At 68.1% G+C, this 19,735-nt stretch carries 25 protein-coding genes and 1 pseudogene; 12 read left to right on the top strand and 14 right to left on the bottom strand.

Translation table 11 applies throughout. The features are described from left to right. Window positions 1-30: 30 nt before the first annotated feature. A complete protein-coding gene (locus ABDZ36_RS06885; RefSeq protein ID WP_211311325.1) occupies window positions 31-636 on the top strand; it encodes a response regulator in 606 nt (201 codons plus the stop codon). Window positions 637-677: 41 nt separating this feature from the next. Here the strand turns inward: ABDZ36_RS06885 and ABDZ36_RS06880 are convergent, their stop codons facing one another. Continuing rightward, complete coding sequence (locus ABDZ36_RS06880) at window positions 678-2,480, bottom strand: DUF7261 family protein (RefSeq protein ID WP_211311324.1); 1,803 nt, start codon at window positions 2,478-2,480, stop codon at window positions 678-680. A 98-nt stretch (window positions 2,481-2,578) separates the two neighbouring features. Here ABDZ36_RS06880 and ABDZ36_RS06875 point away from each other — a divergent pair. Beyond that, window positions 2,579-3,472: pseudogene (locus ABDZ36_RS06875) on the top strand (ketopantoate reductase family protein); the annotation flags it as partial. Here ABDZ36_RS06875 and ABDZ36_RS06870 read toward each other — a convergent pair. The 4 genes from ABDZ36_RS06870 to ABDZ36_RS06855 form a co-directional block, all read right to left on the bottom strand. Continuing rightward, entirely contained in the window at window positions 3,469-4,107 is a 639-nt protein-coding gene (locus tag ABDZ36_RS06870) for a DUF6663 family protein (protein ID WP_211311322.1), read from the bottom strand. The pseudogene ABDZ36_RS06875 and the gene ABDZ36_RS06870 overlap by 4 nt on opposite strands. Window positions 4,108-4,151: 44 nt before the next feature. Beyond that, entirely contained in the window at window positions 4,152-4,625 is a 474-nt protein-coding gene (locus tag ABDZ36_RS06865) for a metal-dependent hydrolase (protein ID WP_211311321.1), read from the bottom strand. 339 nt (window positions 4,626-4,964) lie between these two features. Next, window positions 4,965-6,143: an MFS transporter gene (locus ABDZ36_RS06860; RefSeq protein WP_211311320.1), complete on the bottom strand. Its 1,179-nt coding sequence runs from the start codon at window positions 6,141-6,143 to the stop codon at window positions 4,965-4,967. After that, on the bottom strand, window positions 6,140-6,403 hold the full coding sequence (locus tag ABDZ36_RS06855; RefSeq protein WP_211311319.1) for a hypothetical protein: 264 nt from the start codon (window positions 6,401-6,403) through the stop codon (window positions 6,140-6,142). Before ABDZ36_RS06855 ends, ABDZ36_RS06860 begins: the two co-directional genes overlap by 4 nt. Before the next feature lie 202 nt (window positions 6,404-6,605). Here ABDZ36_RS06855 and ABDZ36_RS06850 point away from each other — a divergent pair, with 202 nt between their 5' ends. The 4 genes from ABDZ36_RS06850 to ABDZ36_RS06835 all read left to right on the top strand — a co-directional run bounded on the left by ABDZ36_RS06850 (window position 6,606) and on the right by ABDZ36_RS06835 (window position 9,471). Next, window positions 6,606-7,046, top strand: a complete 441-nt coding sequence (locus ABDZ36_RS06850; protein ID WP_211311318.1) for an acyl-CoA thioesterase — start codon at window positions 6,606-6,608, stop codon at window positions 7,044-7,046. A 147-nt stretch (window positions 7,047-7,193) separates the two neighbouring features. Then, window positions 7,194-7,871, top strand: a complete 678-nt coding sequence (locus tag ABDZ36_RS06845; protein ID WP_211311317.1) for a phosphoglycolate phosphatase — start codon at window positions 7,194-7,196, stop codon at window positions 7,869-7,871. A gap of 1 nt (window position 7,872) precedes the next feature. Beyond that, window positions 7,873-8,937: a PfkB family carbohydrate kinase gene (locus ABDZ36_RS06840; protein ID WP_211311316.1), complete on the top strand. Its 1,065-nt coding sequence runs from the start codon at window positions 7,873-7,875 to the stop codon at window positions 8,935-8,937. A 75-nt stretch (window positions 8,938-9,012) separates the two neighbouring features. After that, window positions 9,013-9,471 (top strand): DUF7504 family protein, encoded by a 459-nt coding sequence (locus ABDZ36_RS06835; RefSeq protein ID WP_343749254.1) that lies wholly within the window; start codon window positions 9,013-9,015, stop codon window positions 9,469-9,471. Between the two features lie 70 nt (window positions 9,472-9,541). On the opposite strand, the gene ABDZ36_RS06830 is transcribed toward ABDZ36_RS06835, so the two are convergent. Genes ABDZ36_RS06830 through ABDZ36_RS06815 form a run of 4 tightly spaced genes read right to left on the bottom strand, consistent with a single transcriptional unit; the run spans window position 9,542 to window position 11,090 of the window. Then, the gene (locus ABDZ36_RS06830) at window positions 9,542-9,664 is read right to left on the bottom strand and encodes a hypothetical protein (protein WP_343749253.1); all 123 of its coding nucleotides are present in this window, start codon (window positions 9,662-9,664) and stop codon (window positions 9,542-9,544) included. A gap of 42 nt (window positions 9,665-9,706) precedes the next feature. Further along, window positions 9,707-10,042 carry a DUF5789 family protein gene (locus ABDZ36_RS06825; RefSeq protein ID WP_211311314.1) on the bottom strand — a complete coding sequence of 112 codons (336 nt, stop codon included), beginning with the start codon at window positions 10,040-10,042 and terminating at the stop codon, window positions 9,707-9,709. A 33-nt stretch (window positions 10,043-10,075) separates the two neighbouring features. Further along, window positions 10,076-10,837, bottom strand: coding sequence for a ribonuclease H-like domain-containing protein (locus tag ABDZ36_RS06820; RefSeq protein ID WP_211311313.1), 762 nt, complete (start codon window positions 10,835-10,837; stop codon window positions 10,076-10,078). Between the two features lie 52 nt (window positions 10,838-10,889). Next, window positions 10,890-11,090 (bottom strand): hypothetical protein, encoded by a 201-nt coding sequence (locus ABDZ36_RS06815; protein WP_211311312.1) that lies wholly within the window; start codon window positions 11,088-11,090, stop codon window positions 10,890-10,892. Between the two features lie 241 nt (window positions 11,091-11,331). Here ABDZ36_RS06815 and ABDZ36_RS06810 point away from each other — a divergent pair, with 241 nt between their 5' ends. From ABDZ36_RS06810 to ABDZ36_RS06800, 3 genes are all read left to right on the top strand, one after another. Beyond that, entirely contained in the window at window positions 11,332-12,708 is a 1,377-nt protein-coding gene (locus tag ABDZ36_RS06810) for an FAD-dependent oxidoreductase (protein ID WP_211311311.1), read from the top strand. Then, entirely contained in the window at window positions 12,708-12,932 is a 225-nt protein-coding gene (locus ABDZ36_RS06805; protein WP_211311310.1) for a DUF7543 family protein, read from the top strand. The genes ABDZ36_RS06810 and ABDZ36_RS06805 overlap by 1 nt, the downstream gene beginning before the upstream one ends. 79 nt (window positions 12,933-13,011) lie before the next feature. Continuing rightward, window positions 13,012-13,890 (top strand): PGF-CTERM sorting domain-containing protein, encoded by an 879-nt coding sequence (locus tag ABDZ36_RS06800; RefSeq protein ID WP_343749252.1) that lies wholly within the window; start codon window positions 13,012-13,014, stop codon window positions 13,888-13,890. A gap of 47 nt (window positions 13,891-13,937) precedes the next feature. On the opposite strand, the gene ABDZ36_RS06795 is transcribed toward ABDZ36_RS06800, so the two are convergent. Both ABDZ36_RS06795 and ABDZ36_RS06790 read right to left on the bottom strand, forming a co-directional pair. Continuing rightward, window positions 13,938-14,846 (bottom strand): mechanosensitive ion channel family protein, encoded by a 909-nt coding sequence (locus ABDZ36_RS06795; protein ID WP_211311481.1) that lies wholly within the window; start codon window positions 14,844-14,846, stop codon window positions 13,938-13,940. A gap of 93 nt (window positions 14,847-14,939) precedes the next feature. Then, a complete protein-coding gene (locus ABDZ36_RS06790) occupies window positions 14,940-15,572 on the bottom strand; it encodes a uracil-DNA glycosylase family protein (protein WP_211311308.1) in 633 nt (210 codons plus the stop codon). Between the two features lie 115 nt (window positions 15,573-15,687). On the opposite strand from ABDZ36_RS06790, the gene ABDZ36_RS06785 reads away from it, so the two are divergent. Beyond that, the gene (locus ABDZ36_RS06785) at window positions 15,688-16,050 is read left to right on the top strand and encodes a winged helix-turn-helix transcriptional regulator (protein WP_211311307.1); all 363 of its coding nucleotides are present in this window, start codon (window positions 15,688-15,690) and stop codon (window positions 16,048-16,050) included. Here the strand turns inward: ABDZ36_RS06785 and ABDZ36_RS06780 are convergent. Then, window positions 16,047-16,322 (bottom strand): winged helix-turn-helix domain-containing protein, encoded by a 276-nt coding sequence (locus ABDZ36_RS06780; RefSeq protein WP_211311306.1) that lies wholly within the window; start codon window positions 16,320-16,322, stop codon window positions 16,047-16,049. The genes ABDZ36_RS06785 and ABDZ36_RS06780 overlap by 4 nt on opposite strands. Before the next feature lie 193 nt (window positions 16,323-16,515). After that, on the bottom strand, window positions 16,516-16,746 hold the full coding sequence (locus ABDZ36_RS06775) for a heavy-metal-associated domain-containing protein (protein ID WP_211311305.1): 231 nt from the start codon (window positions 16,744-16,746) through the stop codon (window positions 16,516-16,518). An 88-nt stretch (window positions 16,747-16,834) separates the two neighbouring features. Here ABDZ36_RS06775 and ABDZ36_RS06770 point away from each other — a divergent pair, with 88 nt between their 5' ends. After that, window positions 16,835-18,493 carry a potassium channel family protein gene (locus tag ABDZ36_RS06770; protein ID WP_211311304.1) on the top strand — a complete coding sequence of 553 codons (1,659 nt, stop codon included), beginning with the start codon at window positions 16,835-16,837 and terminating at the stop codon, window positions 18,491-18,493. A gap of 100 nt (window positions 18,494-18,593) precedes the next feature. Beyond that, window positions 18,594-19,247: a DUF7504 family protein gene (locus ABDZ36_RS06765; RefSeq protein WP_211311303.1), complete on the top strand. Its 654-nt coding sequence runs from the start codon at window positions 18,594-18,596 to the stop codon at window positions 19,245-19,247. Window positions 19,248-19,295: 48 nt separating this feature from the next. Here ABDZ36_RS06765 and ABDZ36_RS06760 read toward each other — a convergent pair whose 3' ends face one another. Then, window positions 19,296-19,712: a GIY-YIG nuclease family protein gene (locus ABDZ36_RS06760; RefSeq protein ID WP_211311302.1), complete on the bottom strand. Its 417-nt coding sequence runs from the start codon at window positions 19,710-19,712 to the stop codon at window positions 19,296-19,298. Window positions 19,713-19,735 lie beyond the last annotated feature (23 nt).

Raw genomic sequence — 19,735 nt, 5'->3', positions numbered from 1 at the left:
AACCGAACACGACGTCCCCCTCCCTCACTCATGTCAACTGACGATCAAGGCCACGGCGATACCCCCGACGCCGCGGACGAGCGCGACCCGCCGACCGTCCTCGCCGTCGACGACGACCAGGATCTCGCCGACACGTACGCCATCTGGCTCCGCGACGACTACGACGTCCGCACCGCATACAACGGCGACAGCGCGCTGGAGACCATCGACGACTCGGTCGACGTCGTCCTCCTCGATCGCCGCATGCCCGATATGTCCGGCGGCGAGGTGCTCGAATCGATCCGCGAGGCCGGCTACGACGTCCGCGTCTCGATGCTCACCGCCGTCGAGCCCGACGTCGACATCGTCGATATGGGTTTCGACGAGTATCTCGTCAAGCCCGTCACCCGCGAGGACGTCGTCGACGTCGTCGAGCGCCTCCTCGCCCGCGCCGACTACGACGACGACGTGCAGGAGTACTTCGCGGTCGCCGAGAAAGTCGCGACCTTAGAGGCCGAACTCTCCCCCGACGAACGCTCGGAGAGCGACGAGTACCAGCGGCTCACCGACCGGAAAACGGAACTGGAGGACGAGGTTGACGAGGAGCTGATGGAGATGCAGGACTTCGAGGACGCGTTCCGCGAGATCGAAGGGTAGGGCGTTTTAGGCGACGCCGAGATAGTAACCCGGTTTCGGCTTCAAGCGACCCCCGTATCCTCATCCACGACTATTCCGTCCCCGGTGGCGTTCTCGAATTGTTTGGGGGTTGGCGAATCGACAACGTTGTCGACGTACCACAGTTGATTGTCGCTGGAACGGACGAAGACGATCTCTAACTCCCCGTCACGGTCGACGTCGTACGTCGTGAGCGGCACCTTCGCGGCTTCCACATCGGTAAGCAGCTTTCGGGAATTGATATTTGCATTGACGTACGAGACGTAGCCGGACGAGTCGACGTACGGAACGACGGCAGCGGTGCTGTCGTTCGCGAAGTCGACCGGTGCTCCGACACCGTATCCCCCGACGCCCTGCACTTCGCCTTTCGTCTCTTGGTCGGACGGATTCGTCTCACGATATGAGATGGTACTACTCCCGTCGAGGTAGACGAACTCCGGTTCCCCATCGGCATCGATATCGCCGACGCCGGCGATAGCAGAAACACCGTCCGTGTCTTCATCACCGAAGAGAGTGTGTGCTACTCCCGTTCCGGGGTTAATGCGGTGAACCTTGCTGCCGCCGGCGTAAAATATCGAAGGAGCACTCCCGTTCCAGCTCCCGACGGCGAGGAGGGATGAGGAGTCCTCGGCGTTCGATACCGGTAATCGCATTGATCCGCTCTCGTTTGCGAGATAGATGGTGCCGCTGCCGTCCGTGTACGGCACGTCGAGATAGCCATCACCGGTGAAGTCATACTCCTGCGGACCGATGACCATGGCGGTCGTTGGCGGGAGGCGCGCTACGCGACCGGTGGCGGACACAACTGAGAGGTTCGTCGACGCAGTGCCGTCAGTGAAGACCAATCCGCCGGTCTTCGGAATGACGCCGTAGCGGACGTCGTCGGTGCCACCGTCACCGGTATCACCGCCGTCAGGTTCGTCGTCCGCGTGGTCGCCGGCCGTCACAATCCCGAATACATCCGGCAGTACGCGGATGTCCGTCCGATACGTCACATCCGGCGAGACATACGCCGCGTTCACCGTCGCCGCATAGACGGCCGACACGGCGTACGGTGAGCGGTCCGGTGTCTCGTAGAAATCGCCGTCGGCTGTGACGGTAGTGTCGTTCACGACTGCGACGTACTTGCCTGTCGCATTGTCTCCATTATCGATGGAGATTTTCTTGACGTTCGCCATCTCGATATTCGGGACGCCCTCGCAGGCGGTGCCGTCGGCGGTCCCGTTCGCGAAGTTGAGAACGACTGGGGTCTCGCGCACGCACGTCTCGCCTATGCGTACCTCGGAACCACTTCTCCTGACGTTGATAGTCGGCTCCGTGTCCGCGATTACGGTAGCCTGAAACGCGTACGACGCGTTTGTCACGCTTGCCCCGGTGACGTTTAGCCGAAATCCCCGGACACCAGCTGCGTTCTCGAACAGTGTCCAGTCACTCTCGTTGGCCCGGTTGGTGAATGCGCGCGGCGTCGGTTGGTGGATACTTGTCCCGTGGTCGATATCGACCACTGTCACGTTCGCCAGCGTACCGTAGACGCCGTAGTGGCGCGCCAAATGCGTGGCTAGTGTATCTACACCCCCGCGGACCGAGATTGATGCTTCGGCCCCGTAATCCCGTACATTCGCTTCCGACACCAGCCCGCGGACGCCATCCGCGACGGTGTGCTCGTACGCGATGGCGTCGCCTCCGTCCGCGGTCGGTTTTGTGGCAAGATACTGCGTGAAGACGAGGCTGTTGAGGATGAGCGCGAGCGCGACGAACGCGACGGCGATGCCGATGCCGGCGATGAGGATGAGCTGGCCCCGGTCGTCGCCGCGTGCGTCGTTCATTCGTGCTCCCCGTTGTCGATCCGTCGGGAAATAGCTTCCCGCCCACGGCGCGCGCGGACACCGCAAGGCTCAGGCGGCGACGCCGCGAGGGGGTGCGTATGCACGTCGGGGTGCTCGGTGCGGGGTCGATGGGATCGCTGTTCGCGGGCCTGCTCGCGGCGGCCGACGTCGAAACAACGCTGCTCGCACACGAGAGCGCGCACGTCGCCGCGATCCGCGGTCGGGGCCTGCGGATCGAGCGGGTGGACGGGACGCGCGAAACGGTCGCCGTCGACGCCGTCGTCACCGACCCCGCGGACGCGCCCGACTGCGACGCCGTGCTCGTGCTCGTCAAGAGCCACGCGACCGCCGACGCGGCCGCGGAGTGGCGCTCGGCCCTCGATGATGCGCACGTCGCCACGCTCCAGAACGGCCTCGGAAACGCGGAAGCGCTCGCCGAGCGGTTCGATTCGGTGCTCGCGGGGACGACGAGCCACGGCGCGCTCATTGAGGAGCCAGGGCTCGTCCGCCACGCGGGCGCGGGCGACACTCGCCTCGGGCGGTGGGACGGGCCAACTAATGGTGCGGTCGAGCGACTCGCCGCGACGCTCACCTCGGCGGGTATCGACACTGCTGTCGTCGCCGATCCGCGAGCGGCGATCTGGCACAAGGTGCTCGTGAACGTCGGGATTAACGCGGCGACGGCGCTGGCGCGCGTCGAGAACGGGGCGCTCACCGAACGCGAGCCCGGCGAACGCCTCCTCCGGCGGGCCGTCGCGGAGGCCGCGCGCGTCGCTCGCGCCGAGGGAATCGACGTCGGCGATCCGGTGGCGGAGACGCTGGCGGTGGCGCGCCGGACGGCGTCGAACGTCTCCTCGATGCACCAGGACCTCGAGGCGGGGCGGGAGACGGAGGTCGAGGCGCTCCACGGCGCGGTGGTCGATCGGGCGGTCGAGCACGACCTCCCCGTACCGGTGAACCGAACGCTCGCCGATCTCGTGCGCCTCGCTCAGGCGGCCTCGGGGTCGGATTCAGAATCGGAGTCGGTGTCGGATTCGGCGTCGTCCGATTCGGACGGGCGCGGACAGCCGTAGGTGTCCCGCACGGTGTCGGCGAGGACGCCGCCCTTCTCCCCGACGAGGTAGACGAGGACGAAGCCGTGCGTCGCGGGGCGGAGGACGAAGACCTCGTTCGGGGCGTCGAAGCCCGCCTCGCCGTCGCGGAACCGATCGAGGAGCGGTTCGAGCGGCGCGCTCCCGCCACGGAGCTCGGCGTAGACGTCGCGCTCGCCAGCCTGCTCGGCGAACGTATAGACGGCCCCGTTCGGCTCGCCGCCCTGGTCGTAGGTCGGGCGGGCGTTGACGCCACTGTTCTCGTGGCGCGCTTCCTCCCACGTATCGAGGGCGACCTCGAAGAGGTTGGCAACGCCGTCGGCGTACGCGAAGAGCGTGCGGTCCGTGACGTCGTAGTCGGCGACGCGCGCGGTCCCGTCGTCCCACGCGAGGTCGCCGTCGAAGCGGTAGCCGGGATGGAGCCCGTCCGCGGGAGCGACGTCTACCGCCTCGCCGTCGTCGAGGGAGACACAGCGGAGGCGTCCGTCGGCGGACCGCGAGCGGACGCGGTACGTCCCGGTCGTCGTGGGTGTCACAGACGGGTGGAGGCGGCCGAGGTGGAAAAACCGCGCGCCTCGCCTCAGAGAAGCGCGAGCACCGCGGCGGTGACGCCGACGCCGGCGGCGAGCAGACCGTAGTTTGCGATGGGGTTCGCGGCCGTCCAGAGCGCGAGGGTGTAGCGACGCCGGGAGAGCGGCCAGAGCGGACGGATTCCGGCCGGTGTGAGGACGTCCCCGGCGAGGTGCGCGACGATTCCGAGGCCGCCGACGCCGCCGGCGAACGCGACGCGGATCGGGTGTGCTGGCCCACCTGCCGGAAGAGCGGCGGCGACGCCGGCGAGTAGCAGTCCGACGAGCGCGGCGAACGCGAGGGTGTGCGTGACGCCGCGGTGGGTCAGGCCGGGGACGCGTTGGTCGTAGTCGGGGACCGGCGCGAGCGCGAGCACGACGATACCGCCGACGAGCGCGAGAGTGCGCGCACCGAGGAGGAGACAGGCGGCGAGCACGGGCGCATAGATGAGGAGAGAGACGCCGTAGTGGCCGGTGCGGTACATCGTTCGCTGCGTCCGGCCGCCGTCAGTGTGAAGCGCCTCGGGGCTTGACCTCGAGGCTTCCTGTTTCTGCGACAGAACTTGCATCCAGCGCGGACACAGCGGTTCCAGTCTCCGCAGGCGTGGATTCGGCCCCTCCCTGACCTACTCGATAGTGACGGCGGATACGGTCGTGACCCGGCTTGTTTTCGCCGTGTAAGCCATGTCTAATGAGTAGTCCCGTCACAGCCTTCTTTTCGGGATATTGCCACTTAATAGTTTGTGTCCTCGATTGTCGGCTTCATCCACGGGGTCACACCCCGTGGCATTCGCCTCGTACCGCTTGTAAACCCCCGGTCCTCGCTACTCCGCGACCGCGAGGCGACCGGCGACGAGCGCGAACCCGACGCCGACGGCGATACAGACGGCGAGGAGGTCCCAGCCAGCCGCATATCCGGCGGTGTCCGCGAGGTAGCCGAAGGTCGGTGGGACGACGAGGCCGCCGAAGTTGATCGTCGTCTGGCCGGCCGCCGTCGCCGCGCCGGATTCGCCCTCGCCGGCGAGCGCGACGAGTGCACCGTGGTAGAGGCCGGTGACGCCGAGGATGCCGAGACCGAGGACGGCGAATCCGACGGCGGCGCTCGGCATCGCGAGGAACGGGATCGCGGCCATCGTCACCGCTCCGAGCCCGGATTGGGCGGCGAGGACACGGATGGACGCGGTGGCGGCCGTCCCGCGCACGCGGTCGGCGAGCGCGCCCGCGCCGATGCGCCCGACGCTTCCGGTGAGTTGCGTGACGCCGAGGACGACGCTCGCGAGCGCGGCCGTCGCTGTCGTGTCGGCCTCCAGATACGGGACGGCGTACCCCGTCGTCGTGAAGACCGCGGCCCCGATGAAGAAGCCGCCGGCGGCGAGCGCCATCAGCGGTCGGTTCCCCCAGAGCGCGCCGACGTCGGGGAACGAGAGCCCGCCGCTCCCGCCACTCCCCTCGTAGGCGACGAGGAAGCCGACACCGACGACGGCCGCGGCGGCCGCGGCGACGAGGAAGCCGAGTTGCCAGCCGAGCGCGTACGCGGCGAGGCCGGCGACGACGAACGCCGCGAGCGCGGACCCGAGCGTGACGCCGACCTGTTTGACGCCGACGGCGAGATTGTACGATCCGCGTGGGGCGCGCTCTGCGACCGCGACGTTCGTCGACGGCATCGCGGTCGAGTACGCCGCGCCGAGGACGAAGACGGCGACGAGCAGCGTCGGATAGCTGGTGGCGAAGGAGACGCCGAACGCCCCGAGGGCGAGGCCGGCGAGGCCGACGACCATCGCCGGTCGGTCGCCGTACGCGTCGACGAGCGCGCCCGCGGGGAAGAGAAAGACCGTGTAGCCGAGTGTGAGCGTCGTGATGACGAGCCCAACTTCGACGCCGGAGAGCTCGAAGCTCGTCTGAAAGGCGTCCGTCGCGGGGAACGCCGAGTAGTAACAGAGGCTCGCGACGACCTGCCAGAGCGCGACGACGAGAACGCCGCGCCAGCTGCCCCGATCGCTCACCGCTGGGCCGAGTAGAGCACGGCGATGCCGGCGACGACCGCGAGGACGTACGCAGGGTGGGCGCTCGCGTAGCCGCCGAGCCCGTCAACGGCGAGCGCAACGTTACCGGCTTCGAGGGCGGCGAGCGCGCCCGCGCCGTCGCCGACCGTCGACCACGCGGCGAAGTGGAGGAGCCCGACGCAGCCGACGACGCCACCGAGGAACTCGCGCGAGTGCGACCCGGCCGCCTCGAAGACCCGGGATCCGAGTGTGGAACGCATCGCCTCGGGGTCGGTTCCGGGGGAGCAAAAACGTGGTGGGACGCACGCGGCCCGCCGCTGGCCGGCGATTTTCGCGGCGCGCGGGTCGCGTCCACGCGCGCCGACACGCGGTGTCCGTGCTGTCCGTCCCGCGGGATGCCGCGCGGCTGGCGAATCTGACCGCTGACGGCCGGTTTTTGGGGGCACGTCACACAGGAAGCGTATGGCGACCATCTCGGAGACGTTCATCGAGAACCGCAACCGCGTCCAGCCGAACCACGCGAACAACTACGACGCCGTCCACGGCGGGAACGTGATGAAGTGGATGGACGAGGTGGGCGCGATGAGCGCGATGCGCCACGCCGGCGAGTCGTGTCTCACCGCGAGCATCGACCGGATGAACTTCATCCGGCCGGTCGCAGTCGGCGACGTCGTCGTCATCCGCTCGTACGTCTACGACGTCGGCTCGACGAGCCTGAAGGTCCGCCTCCAGGCGTTCGGCGAGGACCCCCGAACGGGCGAGCGCGAGCAGACGACGGAGTCCTCGTTCGTCTACGTCGCCGTCGACGCGGAGAACAAGCCGACCTCGGTGCCGGCACTCGACGTCGAAACGGAGCGCGACGAGGAACTGCGGACGGCGGCGCTGGAGAAGGCGGAGGAGTAACGCGGGAAACGAGCCGGCCGAGCGCACGCCGAACGGCGAGCGCGCTTCGGACGCGTCCGCGGAACGGCGAGCACACGCGGAACAGTGAGCGCGCACTTTTCGGGCGCGTCCGCGGGGGTTTTGTCGCCGCGGGCCTCTCGTTCGACTATGATTCCACCCCTCGCCGTCGACATCGACGGCACGCTGACGGACGGGGCGGGCGCGATCGACCCGCGGGTTTTCGACGTCCTCCAGGCGTGGGCGTCGCCGGTCGTCGTTGCGACCGGGAAGGCCTTTCCCTACCCCGTGGCGCTCGCGCACTTCCTCACGATCGAGCGCGCGGTGATCGCGGAGAACGGCGGCGTCTCGCTCGTCGGCGACGACCTCGTCGTGCACGGTGATCGCGCGGGCGCACAGCGCGTCGCGGATGCGTACCGCGACGAGGGGTACGACCTCGGGTGGGGCGGCATCGACCTGACGAACCGGTGGCGCGAGACGGAGATCGCGGTGAGTCGCGACCAACCGCTCGATCCCCTTCGACGCCTCGCGGAGGCGGAGGGCCTCGAAGTCGTCGACACGAGGTACGCCTATCATGTGAAGGCCCCAGACATCAGCAAGGGCCGGGCGCTCAGCGACGTCGCGCGACGCCTCGACTACGAGGTGACCGATTTCGCGGCGATCGGCGACTCGCAGAACGACGCGCACATGTTCGAGGAGGTGGGGACGAGCTACGCGGTCGCGAACGCGGACGAACACGCCCTCGCCGCGGCCGATCACGTTACCGACGCGTCGTACGCGGACGGGTTCATCGAGGCCGCGGAGGCGATCGTCGGGCGGGCCGAGTGAGATGGAGGACATCACGGACGCGCTCGCCCGCGACGCGGACGTCTCACTGACGTGTCTCCCGGACGGGAGCGTCGATCGGCGCTATGCGGTCGAGGACGCCACTGGTGACGTCGAGACGCGCCGGGATCTCGGACGCCGGATCGTGACGGGACACGCGAAGTCGTTCCTCGTCGACCACGAGGGATCCGAACCCGGCGGACAGGCGGTGAACGCCGCGCGACAGGGACACGCGCTCGGCGCGGAGACGACGCTCTACGGGCACCTCGATCACGAGGCCTTCGACGGCCTCCCGTTCGCGACGCGCTCGATGGGGCGACCCGCGGACGTCGCCGTCTTCGAGTTCGACGACGACGCGGTGATGTTCACCGAGGAGTCGCCGGACATCGCGGGCTGGGACCTCGACGCCCTCGACGCCGCCAGCGACGCCGCGGACCCGTTCGATGCGGACGCGGTCGTGTGGACGAACTGGGCGTCGACCCGGAACGGGACGGCGGCGCTCCGGGCGCTCGCGGACCGCGAACGGGGGGCGAGCGACGCGAGCAACAGGGACGGCGGTTCGGACGGCTGGCTCATCGTCGACCCCGGCGACGTGACGGTGTGCGAGCGCGACGCGGTCGGCCCGTTCCTCGACGCCCTCGCGAATATCGAGTCGTTCGACACCGTGTTGAGCGTCAACGACGACGAACTCGCGTTCCTCACGACCGCGGTCAGTGGAGACGGTGATGCAGTCGATGGCGATGGTGACGCGGCCACCGCCGACCGGCTCGAACGCGTCCGCGAGCGCGCCGACCTCGATCTCGCGGTCCTTCACGCAGAATCGGCCGCCGTGGCCCGTACGGCGACCGGAACGACACGGTGTCCGAACCTCGACGTCGACGCACGGCGCTACACGGGTGGCGGCGATCGGTTCAGCGCGGGGCTAGCGTACGCGATCGCAGCGGGCTGGGCGCTCCCGGAGGCGCTGACGCTCGCCAACGCCTGTGCAACCTTCTACGTGGCGCACGCCGAGACCGCGGGCCCCGACCGCCTCGCGGCGTGGCTCGCCACGCGCGTCAGCGACGCGTGACGGGGTGGCCCCGTTCTTTTTGCCGCCGTGTTGAGAACGTGTACCACCGTGACACTCCCCCCGAACCGACCCACGGTGGACGACGAACCCGGCGACTCCGACGGACCCCCGTCGGACGCCGTCCTGCTCGTCGGCCGTGAGACGGATTTCCACGAAGAGACGTGTCGGGCGCTCGCCACCGATGCCGACTATCGGCTGCGCGGGCTGTTCGACGAGACCCCGATCGCCGACGTCGACGACTGGTACGAGGATGGCGTCTTCGCCGGGATGACCCCGTCACAGCTCGGGATCGCGGTCTCGGACGCGACGAGCACGCTCTCGTCGATCGGCGAGACGCCCGCGTACCATGTCTGTCTCGACGCGGTGCCGCCGCTCGCCGACGAGGCGGACGAACGCGCTTTCTTCCGGTTCCTCCACGTCTTCCTCTCCCACGTCGCGACCGATGGGGGACGCTGCCACCTCCACCTCGCCGAGCACGGGGTCGCCGACACCGTCGCGCCGCTGTTCGGGCGCGTCGTGGACGACCGCGACTGATAGTTCGAGACTGATCACTCACGAACGACGTTCGCGATAGCTGCCTGCGACGATACTCGTACGCGCACGGCTACCGGACCGCGTTCGTGTCGAACGTCCGCTCGCACGCGCGGCAGTAGTACGCGTCGAGGGCGCGCTTCTCGACGGTGTCCACGCACCCGCAGTCCGGACAGGTGATGTCGACGACGATCACGAGCGGTGAGAGGCGTCCCGCGACGAAGAAGTGTGCGGCGCGTCAGAAGGAGGGGATGAGTGAGCGCACGAAGCCGACGATCCCGCCGGAGCCCGACTGGCGCGCGTCCTCGAACACCGGGTGGAGTGCGTTCAGCAGATCGCGACGGGACTCGTAGCGCCGTTGCTCTGTCCGTTCGAGGGCTTTCGAGAGCGCGAGCGTGCGCCCGCTGGTGTCGACCGGGATCTCGGGATCGCCCGTGGTGTCGACGACCGTCTGCCGGTCGACGGGGTAGGAGAAATCCGCACCGTCGAGGAACTCCTCGACGGCCGCGATGCCGAACGTCACGACCGTCGGTTCGTCGTCGGTGTCGTCGTTCGCGGGCGGGCGAGCAGCCATAGGGAGATCTGAGGGACGCTACTCTCGAAAACGCTACGGTGTCGAGCGGCCGTCGGTCGGGAACGCGCGCTCGTGGAGCGACGCGGTGACGCGCTCGGCGAGTGTTTGAAGGTTTGCCGCGTCGTAGCGGTTGTACTCGACGAGCCGATCGAGTGCGGCCTCGTCGTTCTCCCGCTCGTAGCGCCGCCAGAGGCGGACGGCCTCGCGGCCGTCGACGCCCTCGACACCCTCACGCCCGAGACCGAGTTCGTCCTCGATGGCCTTCAGCCCGCCCGTGAGATCGAGGCGCTTGCAGGGGTACATGAGATCGAGATGCGGGGTGGTGACGTCGAGGTCGAACGCGCCCTCGAGGAACGGCGCGTCGAAGCGCTTGCCGTTGAAGGAGACGAGGAGGTCGGCGGCGTCGAGCTCCGCACGGACGTTCCCGGCGGTGAGGTCGTCGCCGCGGACGAGCGTCGTCGTCTCGCCGCCCCGATGGAAGCTAACCGTCGTCACGTCGCTCGTCGCGGCGTCGAGGCCCGTCGTCTCGATGTCGAAGAAGCAGGCGGTGTCGGCGAAGTTCTCGTAGGTCCGCCAGAGTTCGCCGCTCGGGAGCGTCGCCGCGAAGAAGTCGGCGTCGCCGACCGCGAGGCGCTCGCGCGCGTCCGCGATGTAGTCCGCGACCGCGCGCCCCGTCTTCTCGCCGAGGTGGTCGGGGTCGAAGTCGTCCCAGTGGCGGACCCCGTCCGCCCACAGCGAGCGCTCGGTGCGCTCGCCGACGCCGTCGGCCGCGATGAAGGAGTTCTCCACGCGCATATCCGTCCGGTGGGTGTCGACGCGTATGAGTGCTACGCCGCGGGCTGCTGCGCTACTCGAACGACGCGCCGCCACCGGCTTCCTGGCCCTCGATGGCTCCGTTGAGCCCGTCGTCGATGGCGTGTGCGATCGCGTCGTTCTCGTCGTCGACCCCGGCTCCGTGGTTGATCGCCTCGCGCTGTTCTTCGACGACCTCGTCGGTGTCCGCGATAGTCTCGAAGACCTCGCGCAGACCGTCCGCGTCGGTTGCCATGATACAAATTGGCAAGAGTGGGGTCGGATTAGTCCTTTCGGCCGTGGGCAGAAGATTCATACGGTATACCCCCTGTCGCGGTGTTTTCCGCTGCTTCGGGGACGGGGGAGAAGGCGGGGCCGGTGTGGGCAGCGTTCCCTGCCGGTGATCGCGGCGACGAGTCGATGCGGGTCCGCGCTCGTCGGTGGTTTCCCCGCCGCGAGTTGAAGCCTTTTAGTCGGCGCGAACTCTGAACGTGGGTATGAACCACGTAGACGTGGCCGTCGTCGGCGGTGGGCCCGCCGGCACGTCGGCCGCCGAGCGCGCGGCTTCCGAAGGCGCTTCGACCGTCGTCTTCGAGTCCGGCGTCCCGCGGGCTGATCGGGACCGCCTCGGACCGGATTCGACCGATGCCGCCGGGTTCCTCGACTACTGGGTCGACATCGCGGGGTTCGACGTGGACGACCTCCCCGAGGGCGTCGTCCAGCGTGAACTCGACGACGCGGAGTTCATCGGCCCCGAGGAGTCGGTCACCGTCGATCGGACCGGGATCGAGTCGTCGTACGACGGCTTCGGCTTCACGTTCCAGCGCGCGAAACTCGACGACTGGCTCCGTGACCGCGCGGAGGCGGCGGGTGCGGACTACCGCGTCGGGAACAGCGTCACCGGCGTCGAGACGGATCTCTCGGACGGCCACGAGCACACGCTCACGCTCTCGAACGGCGAGGAGTGGACCGCCGAGTTCGTGATCCTCGCGGACGGCCCGCAGCGCCGCGTCACCATCCCCGTCCTCGATCGGTTCCTCCCCGACGACGAGTCCGCGAGCGAGCGTCTGAGCCCACCGGAGACCAACCACATCGCCTACCAGGAGTACAGAACGTTCCCCGAGGGCGTCCTCGATCAGCACAGCATCAAGTTCTGGTGGGGGTGGATGCCGGGCGAGACGGCGTACCCGTGGGTGTTCCCGAACGCCGACAACGTCGCACGCGTCGGGCTCACGATGCCGATCGGGATGGATATCGACGAGGTCGAGAAAAGCGACTATCGCCTCCTCCGCGAGGACGACGAGTCGATCCCGAACGGTAGCGAGTACATTCGGCGACTCCTCGAGGACCTCTACGGCGACGAGTACGACATCGAGGCGGATTTCCCGGTCGTCGAGGAGGGGTACGGGAAGTCGAAGGGGACGGAGACGTACTCGATCTCCTCGACGCGACCGATCGACTCGCCGACCGCGGCTGGGATCGCCGTCGTCGGCGGCGCGATGGGCACCACCTCGGCGTTCCACGAGGGCGGCGACCACGTCGCGATCCGAACCGGGAAGCTCGCGGGCGAGCTCGCCGCGCTCGATCGTCTGGAGGCCTACAACGACGCGTGGAAGGACGCGATCGGCGACGAGATCCTGCGGAACGTCGCCATCGCCGACGTCGTCGCGGACTACGGGCCGGACGAGTGGGACACCACCTTCCGGGTCTGCCGGCAGATGCTCGACTCCGCCGACTCCGGGAAGATCGTCACGCGCAAGAACGCGAGCGTCGGCCTCGACGGCATCCGGCTCTACAAGGCGTACAAGGGCGCGAAGTTCCGCTACCGGAAGGGGAAGTACACGCAACTGCGCGAGGCCGAATACCGCTACTGATGGAGTGGCACACAACCGCCGCCGACGTGGGCGAGCGCTGGGAGCGCGCCGACGGCGACGCCGTGGTGTCGCTGCGCGAGACCGCGACCGGCGCGTGGGCGGTGACGTACGACCGGCTCCGACAGGCACCAGAGGGCGAGGCGTACCGTCGCGAGACGTGCGAGACGGAGGCGGACGCGCGGGCGCTCGCGGCCGAATGGCGCGACGGCGATTCCGGACAGTAGCTACGCGGGGTGGCCGCGCTGGTGGTCATCGGGCTTCGTAACGACTTTGTTACGCCCGGCAGTCAACATATTGTACAGTATGACTAGTCGGATCTCACGCAGCATCATCGCTGCACTCCTCGCACTCACCGTCGTCGTCGGGGCCTCGGGCCTCGCCGCCGCCGCGAACACAGCCACGATCTCCGCGGAGCCGAGCACGCCCGGCGACGTCTCGACGCACACCGTCACCGAGACCGTCGGGAGCACGCTCAACACGTCCTCGTGGAACGGCTTCGCCGTTGATTACACGGACACGGGCGCTGACGCGAGTAACGTCAGCGCGGCCGACGTCCAGACGATCGGCATCGACCGCGACGGAAACGCCTCCGGCGCGGCCGTCGACGTGAACGTCTCCGACGACCTCTCCGACGTCTCCGTCAGTAACAACGGCGGGACCGTCACGTTCAACCTCGGTGGCTCGTACAGCCTCTACGCGGATGACGAGGTCGTCCTCGTCTACGACAACGTCACGAACCCGGACGCGACCGGGTCGTACAACGTCACGGCCGACATCAACCCGCAGTCCAGCGGGAGCGAGGCCACCACGTCGCTGACGATCGAGAACGCGACGACGGAGAACGAGACGACCACGACGACGTCCACCACCACGACGAACGCGACGACGTCCACCACCACGACGAACGCGACGACGTCCACCACCACGACGAACGCGACGACGTCCACCACCACGACGAACGCGACGACGTCCACCACCACGACGAACGAGACGACGTCCACCACCACGACGAACGCGACGACGTCCACGACTGAAGAGACGTCCACCAGCACCTCGACGGCGGAGGAGTCCTCCACGTCGAGTACCGAGGAGACGAGTAGCGGCTCCTCGCCCGGCTTCGGTGTCGGCCTCGCGCTCGTCGCCCTCGCCGGCGCGGCGCTCGTCGCCGCCCGCAAGCGGTAACGTCCCGACACACCGTTTCGCCTTTTTCTCGCCGCCGACCCGCGCCGTCAGCGATTGCGCCCGAGCGGGAACGCGACGCGATCCGGATGTTCATTGAAGCGTTCGAGGATCCGCCGATAGAGCTCGTTCTTCGTCTGCTGTCCGCGCTTGGGTGGGACGAGATAGCGCAGGCGGAGCGTGATGAACGTCCCTTCGGGCTCGACGTTGACGCTCGGACGCTCGTTCACTTCGAGCTCAACCGGCGTCTCCGCGAGCTGCTCGCGGTAGTCGGCGACGGCGTGCGCCATCTCGTCGCCGAGCAGTTCCCCGGCGACGGCGCGCATCTGCTCGCTCGCGAAGTCGAGGTCGGTCTCGTAAGCCACCTGTACTGCCACCTCGTTCCAGACGTAGGGGAACGACTCGCGGCTGAAGTTTGTCACGCCCGTCGCGAGCACGACACTGTTCGGGACCGTGATGTGTCGCCCGGAGGGCTGATTCGAGGCGACGAGCCCGCCATCGACCTCCCACAGCGTCGTGACGAGGAAGTCGACGTCGATCACGTCGCCCGTCGAGCCGTCGATGGCGATCCGATCGCCCACCTGATAGGGCTCTTTGACCATGATGTAGATCCACCCGAAGAGGGAGAGGAGGGGCTGTTGGAGGGCGAACGTGACGGCGAACCCGGCGACGCCGAGCGAGACGAGTGCCGGCACCCAGCGATCGGTGACGACGCCCAACACCGCGATCGTCCCGATGACGACGGCGCACAACCGCAGAACCGAGCGGAGCTTGTGTCGCTCGACCTTGTTCGCGGTGCGTCGAAGCAGGTACGAGCCGACGAGCACGTACGCGCCGTAACAGCCACAGACGACGGCGCATGCGACGAGCGCACGGCCGAGGAGCTCGCTGTACGTGTAGCCGTAGACGGTCGCGCCGGCGATTACGCCGCCGGCGTCGAGGACGAGGCCGCCGGTCATGGTACAGCCGACGGCGAGGACGAGCGCGACGGACCCGCGTTGCACGCCACCGACTGTGCGGTGACGCCACAAAAAACCGGCCGGTCGGCCGGCTCAGCGGACCAGATACGGGTCGGGACCCGTGAGGAAGCGGCCGAGGTCGGATTCGCGCCGGTAGTCGCGATCCATGAGCTCGTCAAGCGCCGTTACGAGCGTCTCGGCGTCGCCGTCTTCCCACTCGCGCGGGTCGCGGACGGGGACAACGAGGAACCCGCTCCCGTGGATCTCCTCGCCGTGGATCGCGGCCATGTCGCTCGTGTCGACCTTCCCGCGGCGCGCCGTGTACTGTTCGAGGACGTGCTCGGTCGTCGCGCGCCCGACAGGGAGGAGGACGTGGGCGGTGATCGCGCGCAGCTCCGCGTCGAAGAACGGCTCCATATCCGCGTAGTCGGCGGCGTCGGGCTTCCCGTCGGGAACGCCCATGTGCCGATACGACACGAAGAGGTTGTCGACAGTGGGTGTCTCGCCGGGGTCGCCGACGAGGCCGACGGCCGCGAGGGCGTGCTGGAGGCGGACGGCCGCGTTCGTGCCAGTGAACGGGACGCCGGTGTCCGCGCCCCCGTGTGCGTCCGGGTGGTCGCCGATGACGTGGAAGTCCGCGTTCGCGTCGCCGTAGCCGGGAACATACGTCTCCGCGTCCGGGTGCATCCCGAACGGGTTACTCGTCCGATCGGTGACGTTCTCCATACGTCCACGTGGCGATCCGCGAATAAGAACGGTGTGCTTCACCGGGTGAGACTACCGATAAGTAACCCGATTTCTGGAGGTAACCTTTTTTTCGCTCGGGGTCACCAACGTACGTGTGAGCGAAACCGAGCGGCTCGAAATCCAGTGCCCCGGGGACGACTGGTGTCCCATCACCGCGACCGCCACGCTCATCGGCAAGAAGTGGCACCCCGTCATCATCCACCGGCTGCTCGTCAACGGGCCGTCCGGGTTCAACGAGCTCCAGGACGAGGTCGACGGTATCTCCAGTAAGGTGCTCTCCGAGAGTCTCGACGACCTTGAGGCGAAAGGCCTGCTCGACCGGGAGGTCATCGAGGAGAAGCCGATCCGCGTGAGCTACTCACTCACCGAAACGGGCGAGTCGCTGGAAACAGTCGTGTTGGCACTCGCTGAGTGGGGCGACGAACACCTCGAAGCCGGTACCGAAGCGACGCCTTAATCGAGGAGCGCGGCGCTCTGGTCGTCGGCCGTCTCCGCGTCCGCGTCCGTCTCGACGTCGAGTTGATAGAGATTCTGCCGAGCGTCCGGGATGTAGATGTCCTTCTGGACGACGCCGTTCTCCTGCAGGCGTTCGAGGGCGTCCCGAACGGTCCGCTGGGAGAGCCGCGACTTCTCGACGATCTCCTTCTGGGTCAGCCCACCGTTGTACTCGAGCACCTTCAGGACGAGCTTCGCGCTCGGCGGGAGGTCCTGGATCGTCTCTTCGTTCATCGTACCTGAGAGAAGGTGCGCCACCACCATAGTACCTCGGTAACGGCTCCGTGAGGAGGTTACCTGAAGGTAACTGCGAGTTGCGCTTCAGGTCATCGTCGCCGATTGGCGGACCCCTCGGCAGGGAGATGGCCGTCACTCCGCCAGGTGGCAACGGTTCGGGAGAATCGGTCGGTCGGCCGCGCAGTCGCGTCTACTCTTCGTCGTCGGCTACGGGTTCCGAACCGACTACCTCGGCGTCGTAGCCGGCGCGTTCGACCTTCCCGACGAGTTCGTCGGGATCGACGTCCCCTTCGACAGTCGCCTCGCCGGACGCCAGATCGACGTCGACGTCACCAGCACCCGGTGCCTCGGCGAGCGCGCCGGAGACGATGTCGACACAGCCGTCACAACCCATTCCGTGAACGCGGAGTTTCGTGACCATACCGTCCGTTCGACCGGGGGCCCTTAGGGCGTTTTGGGCTTCGGTGAGGGCACGGAGTTATACGATTGCCGCGCTATTCCCCGCCTGGATGAACGCCCAGCAGCGACGGGCCGCAGGCTACGTCGCCCTGCTCGTGACGGTCACGGCCGCGTACGCCCTCGCCTATCAGTGGGGGATGGCGCACCTCGAAGGGCGGCCGGTGACGTTCGTTCGTGCCCTCGGCGTGACGGTACAGTCGTTCACGTCGACGGGATACGGTGAGGACGCACCGTGGGCGACGGCCCCGATGAACGTCCTCGTCATGCTGATGCAGCTCACCGGTCTCGTCCTCCTCGTGCTCACCCTCCCGCTGTTCGCCGCGCCGTGGGTCGAGCGCCGCCTCGAAGTCGATCCGCCGACGTCGAGCGACCTCACCGACCACGTCGTCGTCGCCGGCTTCTCCGCGCGCGGCGAGACGCTCATCGACGAGCTCGTCGCCGCCGGCGTCCCGTACGTCATCCTCGTCGACGACCGGGAGGCTGCCCGCCGCCACCACGAAGCCGGCCGCTCGGTCGTTTTTGCCAACCCCGAGACGACTGTGGGGTTCGAAGCGGCCAACGTCGCCGCCGCGCACAGCGTCGTCCTCGACGACACCGACGAGGCGAACGCGATGATGGCGCTCTCCGCGCGCGATGTCGACGACGACGTCCGGATCGTCAGCTTCGCGCAGGATAGCGATGTCGGGACGTACCTCGAATACGCGGGTGCTGACGAGGTGCTCAGCCCGCACGACATCCTCGGCCGTTCACTCGCCGACAAGGTGACCGCGACCGTCAGCGCCGACCTCGGCGAGACCGTCTCCATCAGCGAGGACTTCGTGGTCGCCGAGCTGCCGGTCCAGGCCGGGAGCGACCTCGACGGCGTCACGCTCGCCGAAAGCGGGATCCGCGAACGGACGGGCGTGAACGTCGTCGGCGCGTGGTTCGAGGGCCAGTTTGTCGGCGGTCCCGACCCCGAGCGCCCCATCGACCGGAACACTGTTCTGCTCGTCGCCGGTGCCGAGTCGAACCTCGAATCGCTGAAGGGGGAGACGACCGCCGAACACCGATCGCGGGCCCACGGGCCCGTCGTTATCGCCGGCCACGGCGGGGTCGGCTCGACCGTCAAGAACGTCCTCGACAGCCGCGGCGTCGAGAACACCGTCGTCGACGTCACGGACGGGAGTGCGGTAGACGTCGTCGGTGACGTCTCCGATCCGGGGGTCCTCGCCGAAGCCGGCGTCGAAGAGGCGGCCGCAGTCGTCCTCGCGCTCGGCGAGGACGCCGATACCGTGTTCGCCACGCTCGTCGCGCGTGAGGAGGTGAGCGACGTGGAGATCGTCGCCCGCGTCGACGAGGCCGACGCCGCCTCGAAGGTGTACGCCGCCGGCGCGGACTACGTCATGGCGCTCGCGACCGTCAGCGGCCGGATGCTCGCCGACACCGTCCTCGGGGAGAACGTCATGAGCCTCGATATCGGCGTCACGATCGTCAATACGGACGCCCCCAACCTCGCCGGGCGCACGCTTGCGGGCGCTGACGTCCGCGAGCGCACCGGCTGTACCGTCGTCGCCGTCGAGCGCGACGGGACGGTCCGAACCGACCTCTCGCCCGACTTCGAGTTCCACTCCGACGACCGCCTCGTCGTCGCCGGCACCGACGAGGACGTCGCGTCGTTCAACGAGTTCGTCGGCTCCGTTGCGGCAACCGGAGTCGGCGTCCATACGTGAATGTCCACCGTTCGGCCGCTATCCCGCACATACTTATGTCGGCTGGGCATAGACCACCCAAGGACAGCATCGAGAGGAGATGTCGGTACACCCAGCAGATATGCCATACAAGATCGACGATGCCCTCCCGCCCGAGTTGCTCACGGAGGTCGAGCCGGGTACGAACCTACTCGTCAGCGGCCCGGCCATGTCGGGCAAGCGGCAGCTTCTGCTGAAACTGCTCGCCCGGGGCGCGAGCGAGGGGGAGGGGTCCGTTATCGTGACCTCCCGGAACCCCGCCGATGACGTCGTCGACGACTATCGGGACATCCACCCGAGCGGCGGCCGCGACTTCCTCCGGATCATCGACTGCGTCGGCGACAGCATGGACGTCGAAGGCGCGCACGTCCACGACGTTTCCTCGCCCGGCGATCTCACCGGGATCGGGATCGAGTTCTCCGAGATCGCCCGCGAGGCCGAGGAGGCCGACCTCGGGCGCGTTCGGGTCGGCTTCGACTCGCTCTCGCCCCTCCTCATGTACGTCGACCTCCAGCGGCTCTTTCGCTTCCTCCACGTCTTCACCAGCCAGATCCAGAGTCGCGACTGGCTCGGGCTCTTCGCCATCGACCCCGACAGCCACGACCAACAAGAGGTCAACACCATCAGTCAGCTCTTCGACGGGATGGTCGAGATCCGTCTCGCCGACGGCGGCGGCCGCGAAGCGCGCGTTCGCGGCGTCACCGACGCGCCGACCGATTGGGTCGCGCTCGACTGACACCGAGCGCCGCCGGCACTCGGTCAGTCACGCGACTTCTTCTGCCGCCTACCACACCGCCTCGTGTTCCTCGCCCGCGACGGCCGCCAGCGTCTCGCGCTCCGCCGCGTACGCGATGTGCGTTTCGCAGTCGCAGTCCGACGCGCCGAGACCGGGGATCTGTTCGCCCGCGTCGTTCAACGTTCGGGCGACCTCGCACTCGCGGTCCGCGTGCTCCGTGACGTAGACTGTGTCGAGGCGCGTCTCCGGGTGGCTGGTGAGATAGTCGATGTGCCAGTGGCGCACGTCGTGTTCACCCGCGGCGACGCGGCGATGGCGCTCGACGCGCGAGAGACCACCGGGACCGAACGCCGATCCGGTGTAGACGCACCAGCCCGGATCGAGGCAGCGCTCGCCGGCCGCACCGAACGTGATCGTCGCGGCTGTCGGGAGCGAGAGGAGGAGCGTGTACGTACCGGGGTTCACGTCCCGTGTGGGACGCGGGCCGG

It is taken from the genome of Halarchaeum salinum (assembly GCF_039520965.1).
In the GTDB taxonomy this organism is placed as follows: Archaea; Halobacteriota; Halobacteria; order Halobacteriales; family Halobacteriaceae; genus Halarchaeum; species Halarchaeum salinum.
Note: the sequence above shows the minus strand (reverse complement) of the source record. Positions and strands in the feature narration are given on the sequence as shown.

Coding starts and splice junctions, on each gene's coding strand:
- ABDZ36_RS06885 (WP_211311325.1), top strand. CDS start 31: ATGTCAACTGACGATCAAGGCCACGGCGATACCCCCGACGCCGCGGAC.
- ABDZ36_RS06880 (WP_211311324.1), bottom strand. CDS start 2,480: ATGAACGACGCACGCGGCGACGACCGGGGCCAGCTCATCCTCATCGCC.
- ABDZ36_RS06865 (WP_211311321.1), bottom strand. CDS start 4,625: ATGTACCGCACCGGCCACTACGGCGTCTCTCTCCTCATCTATGCGCCC.
- ABDZ36_RS06855 (WP_211311319.1), bottom strand. CDS start 6,403: ATGCGTTCCACACTCGGATCCCGGGTCTTCGAGGCGGCCGGGTCGCAC.
- ABDZ36_RS06850 (WP_211311318.1), top strand. CDS start 6,606: ATGGCGACCATCTCGGAGACGTTCATCGAGAACCGCAACCGCGTCCAG.
- ABDZ36_RS06845 (WP_211311317.1), top strand. CDS start 7,194: ATGATTCCACCCCTCGCCGTCGACATCGACGGCACGCTGACGGACGGG.
- ABDZ36_RS06840 (WP_211311316.1), top strand. CDS start 7,873: ATGGAGGACATCACGGACGCGCTCGCCCGCGACGCGGACGTCTCACTG.
- ABDZ36_RS06825 (WP_211311314.1), bottom strand. CDS start 10,042: ATGGCTGCTCGCCCGCCCGCGAACGACGACACCGACGACGAACCGACG.
- ABDZ36_RS06820 (WP_211311313.1), bottom strand. CDS start 10,837: ATGCGCGTGGAGAACTCCTTCATCGCGGCCGACGGCGTCGGCGAGCGC.
- ABDZ36_RS06815 (WP_211311312.1), bottom strand. CDS start 11,090: ATGGCAACCGACGCGGACGGTCTGCGCGAGGTCTTCGAGACTATCGCG.
- ABDZ36_RS06810 (WP_211311311.1), top strand. CDS start 11,332: ATGAACCACGTAGACGTGGCCGTCGTCGGCGGTGGGCCCGCCGGCACG.
- ABDZ36_RS06805 (WP_211311310.1), top strand. CDS start 12,708: ATGGAGTGGCACACAACCGCCGCCGACGTGGGCGAGCGCTGGGAGCGC.
- ABDZ36_RS06800 (WP_343749252.1), top strand. CDS start 13,012: ATGACTAGTCGGATCTCACGCAGCATCATCGCTGCACTCCTCGCACTC.
- ABDZ36_RS06795 (WP_211311481.1), bottom strand. CDS start 14,846: ATGACCGGCGGCCTCGTCCTCGACGCCGGCGGCGTAATCGCCGGCGCG.
- ABDZ36_RS06790 (WP_211311308.1), bottom strand. CDS start 15,572: ATGGAGAACGTCACCGATCGGACGAGTAACCCGTTCGGGATGCACCCG.
- ABDZ36_RS06780 (WP_211311306.1), bottom strand. CDS start 16,322: ATGAACGAAGAGACGATCCAGGACCTCCCGCCGAGCGCGAAGCTCGTC.
- ABDZ36_RS06775 (WP_211311305.1), bottom strand. CDS start 16,746: ATGGTCACGAAACTCCGCGTTCACGGAATGGGTTGTGACGGCTGTGTC.
- ABDZ36_RS06770 (WP_211311304.1), top strand. CDS start 16,835: ATGAACGCCCAGCAGCGACGGGCCGCAGGCTACGTCGCCCTGCTCGTG.
- ABDZ36_RS06765 (WP_211311303.1), top strand. CDS start 18,594: ATGCCATACAAGATCGACGATGCCCTCCCGCCCGAGTTGCTCACGGAG.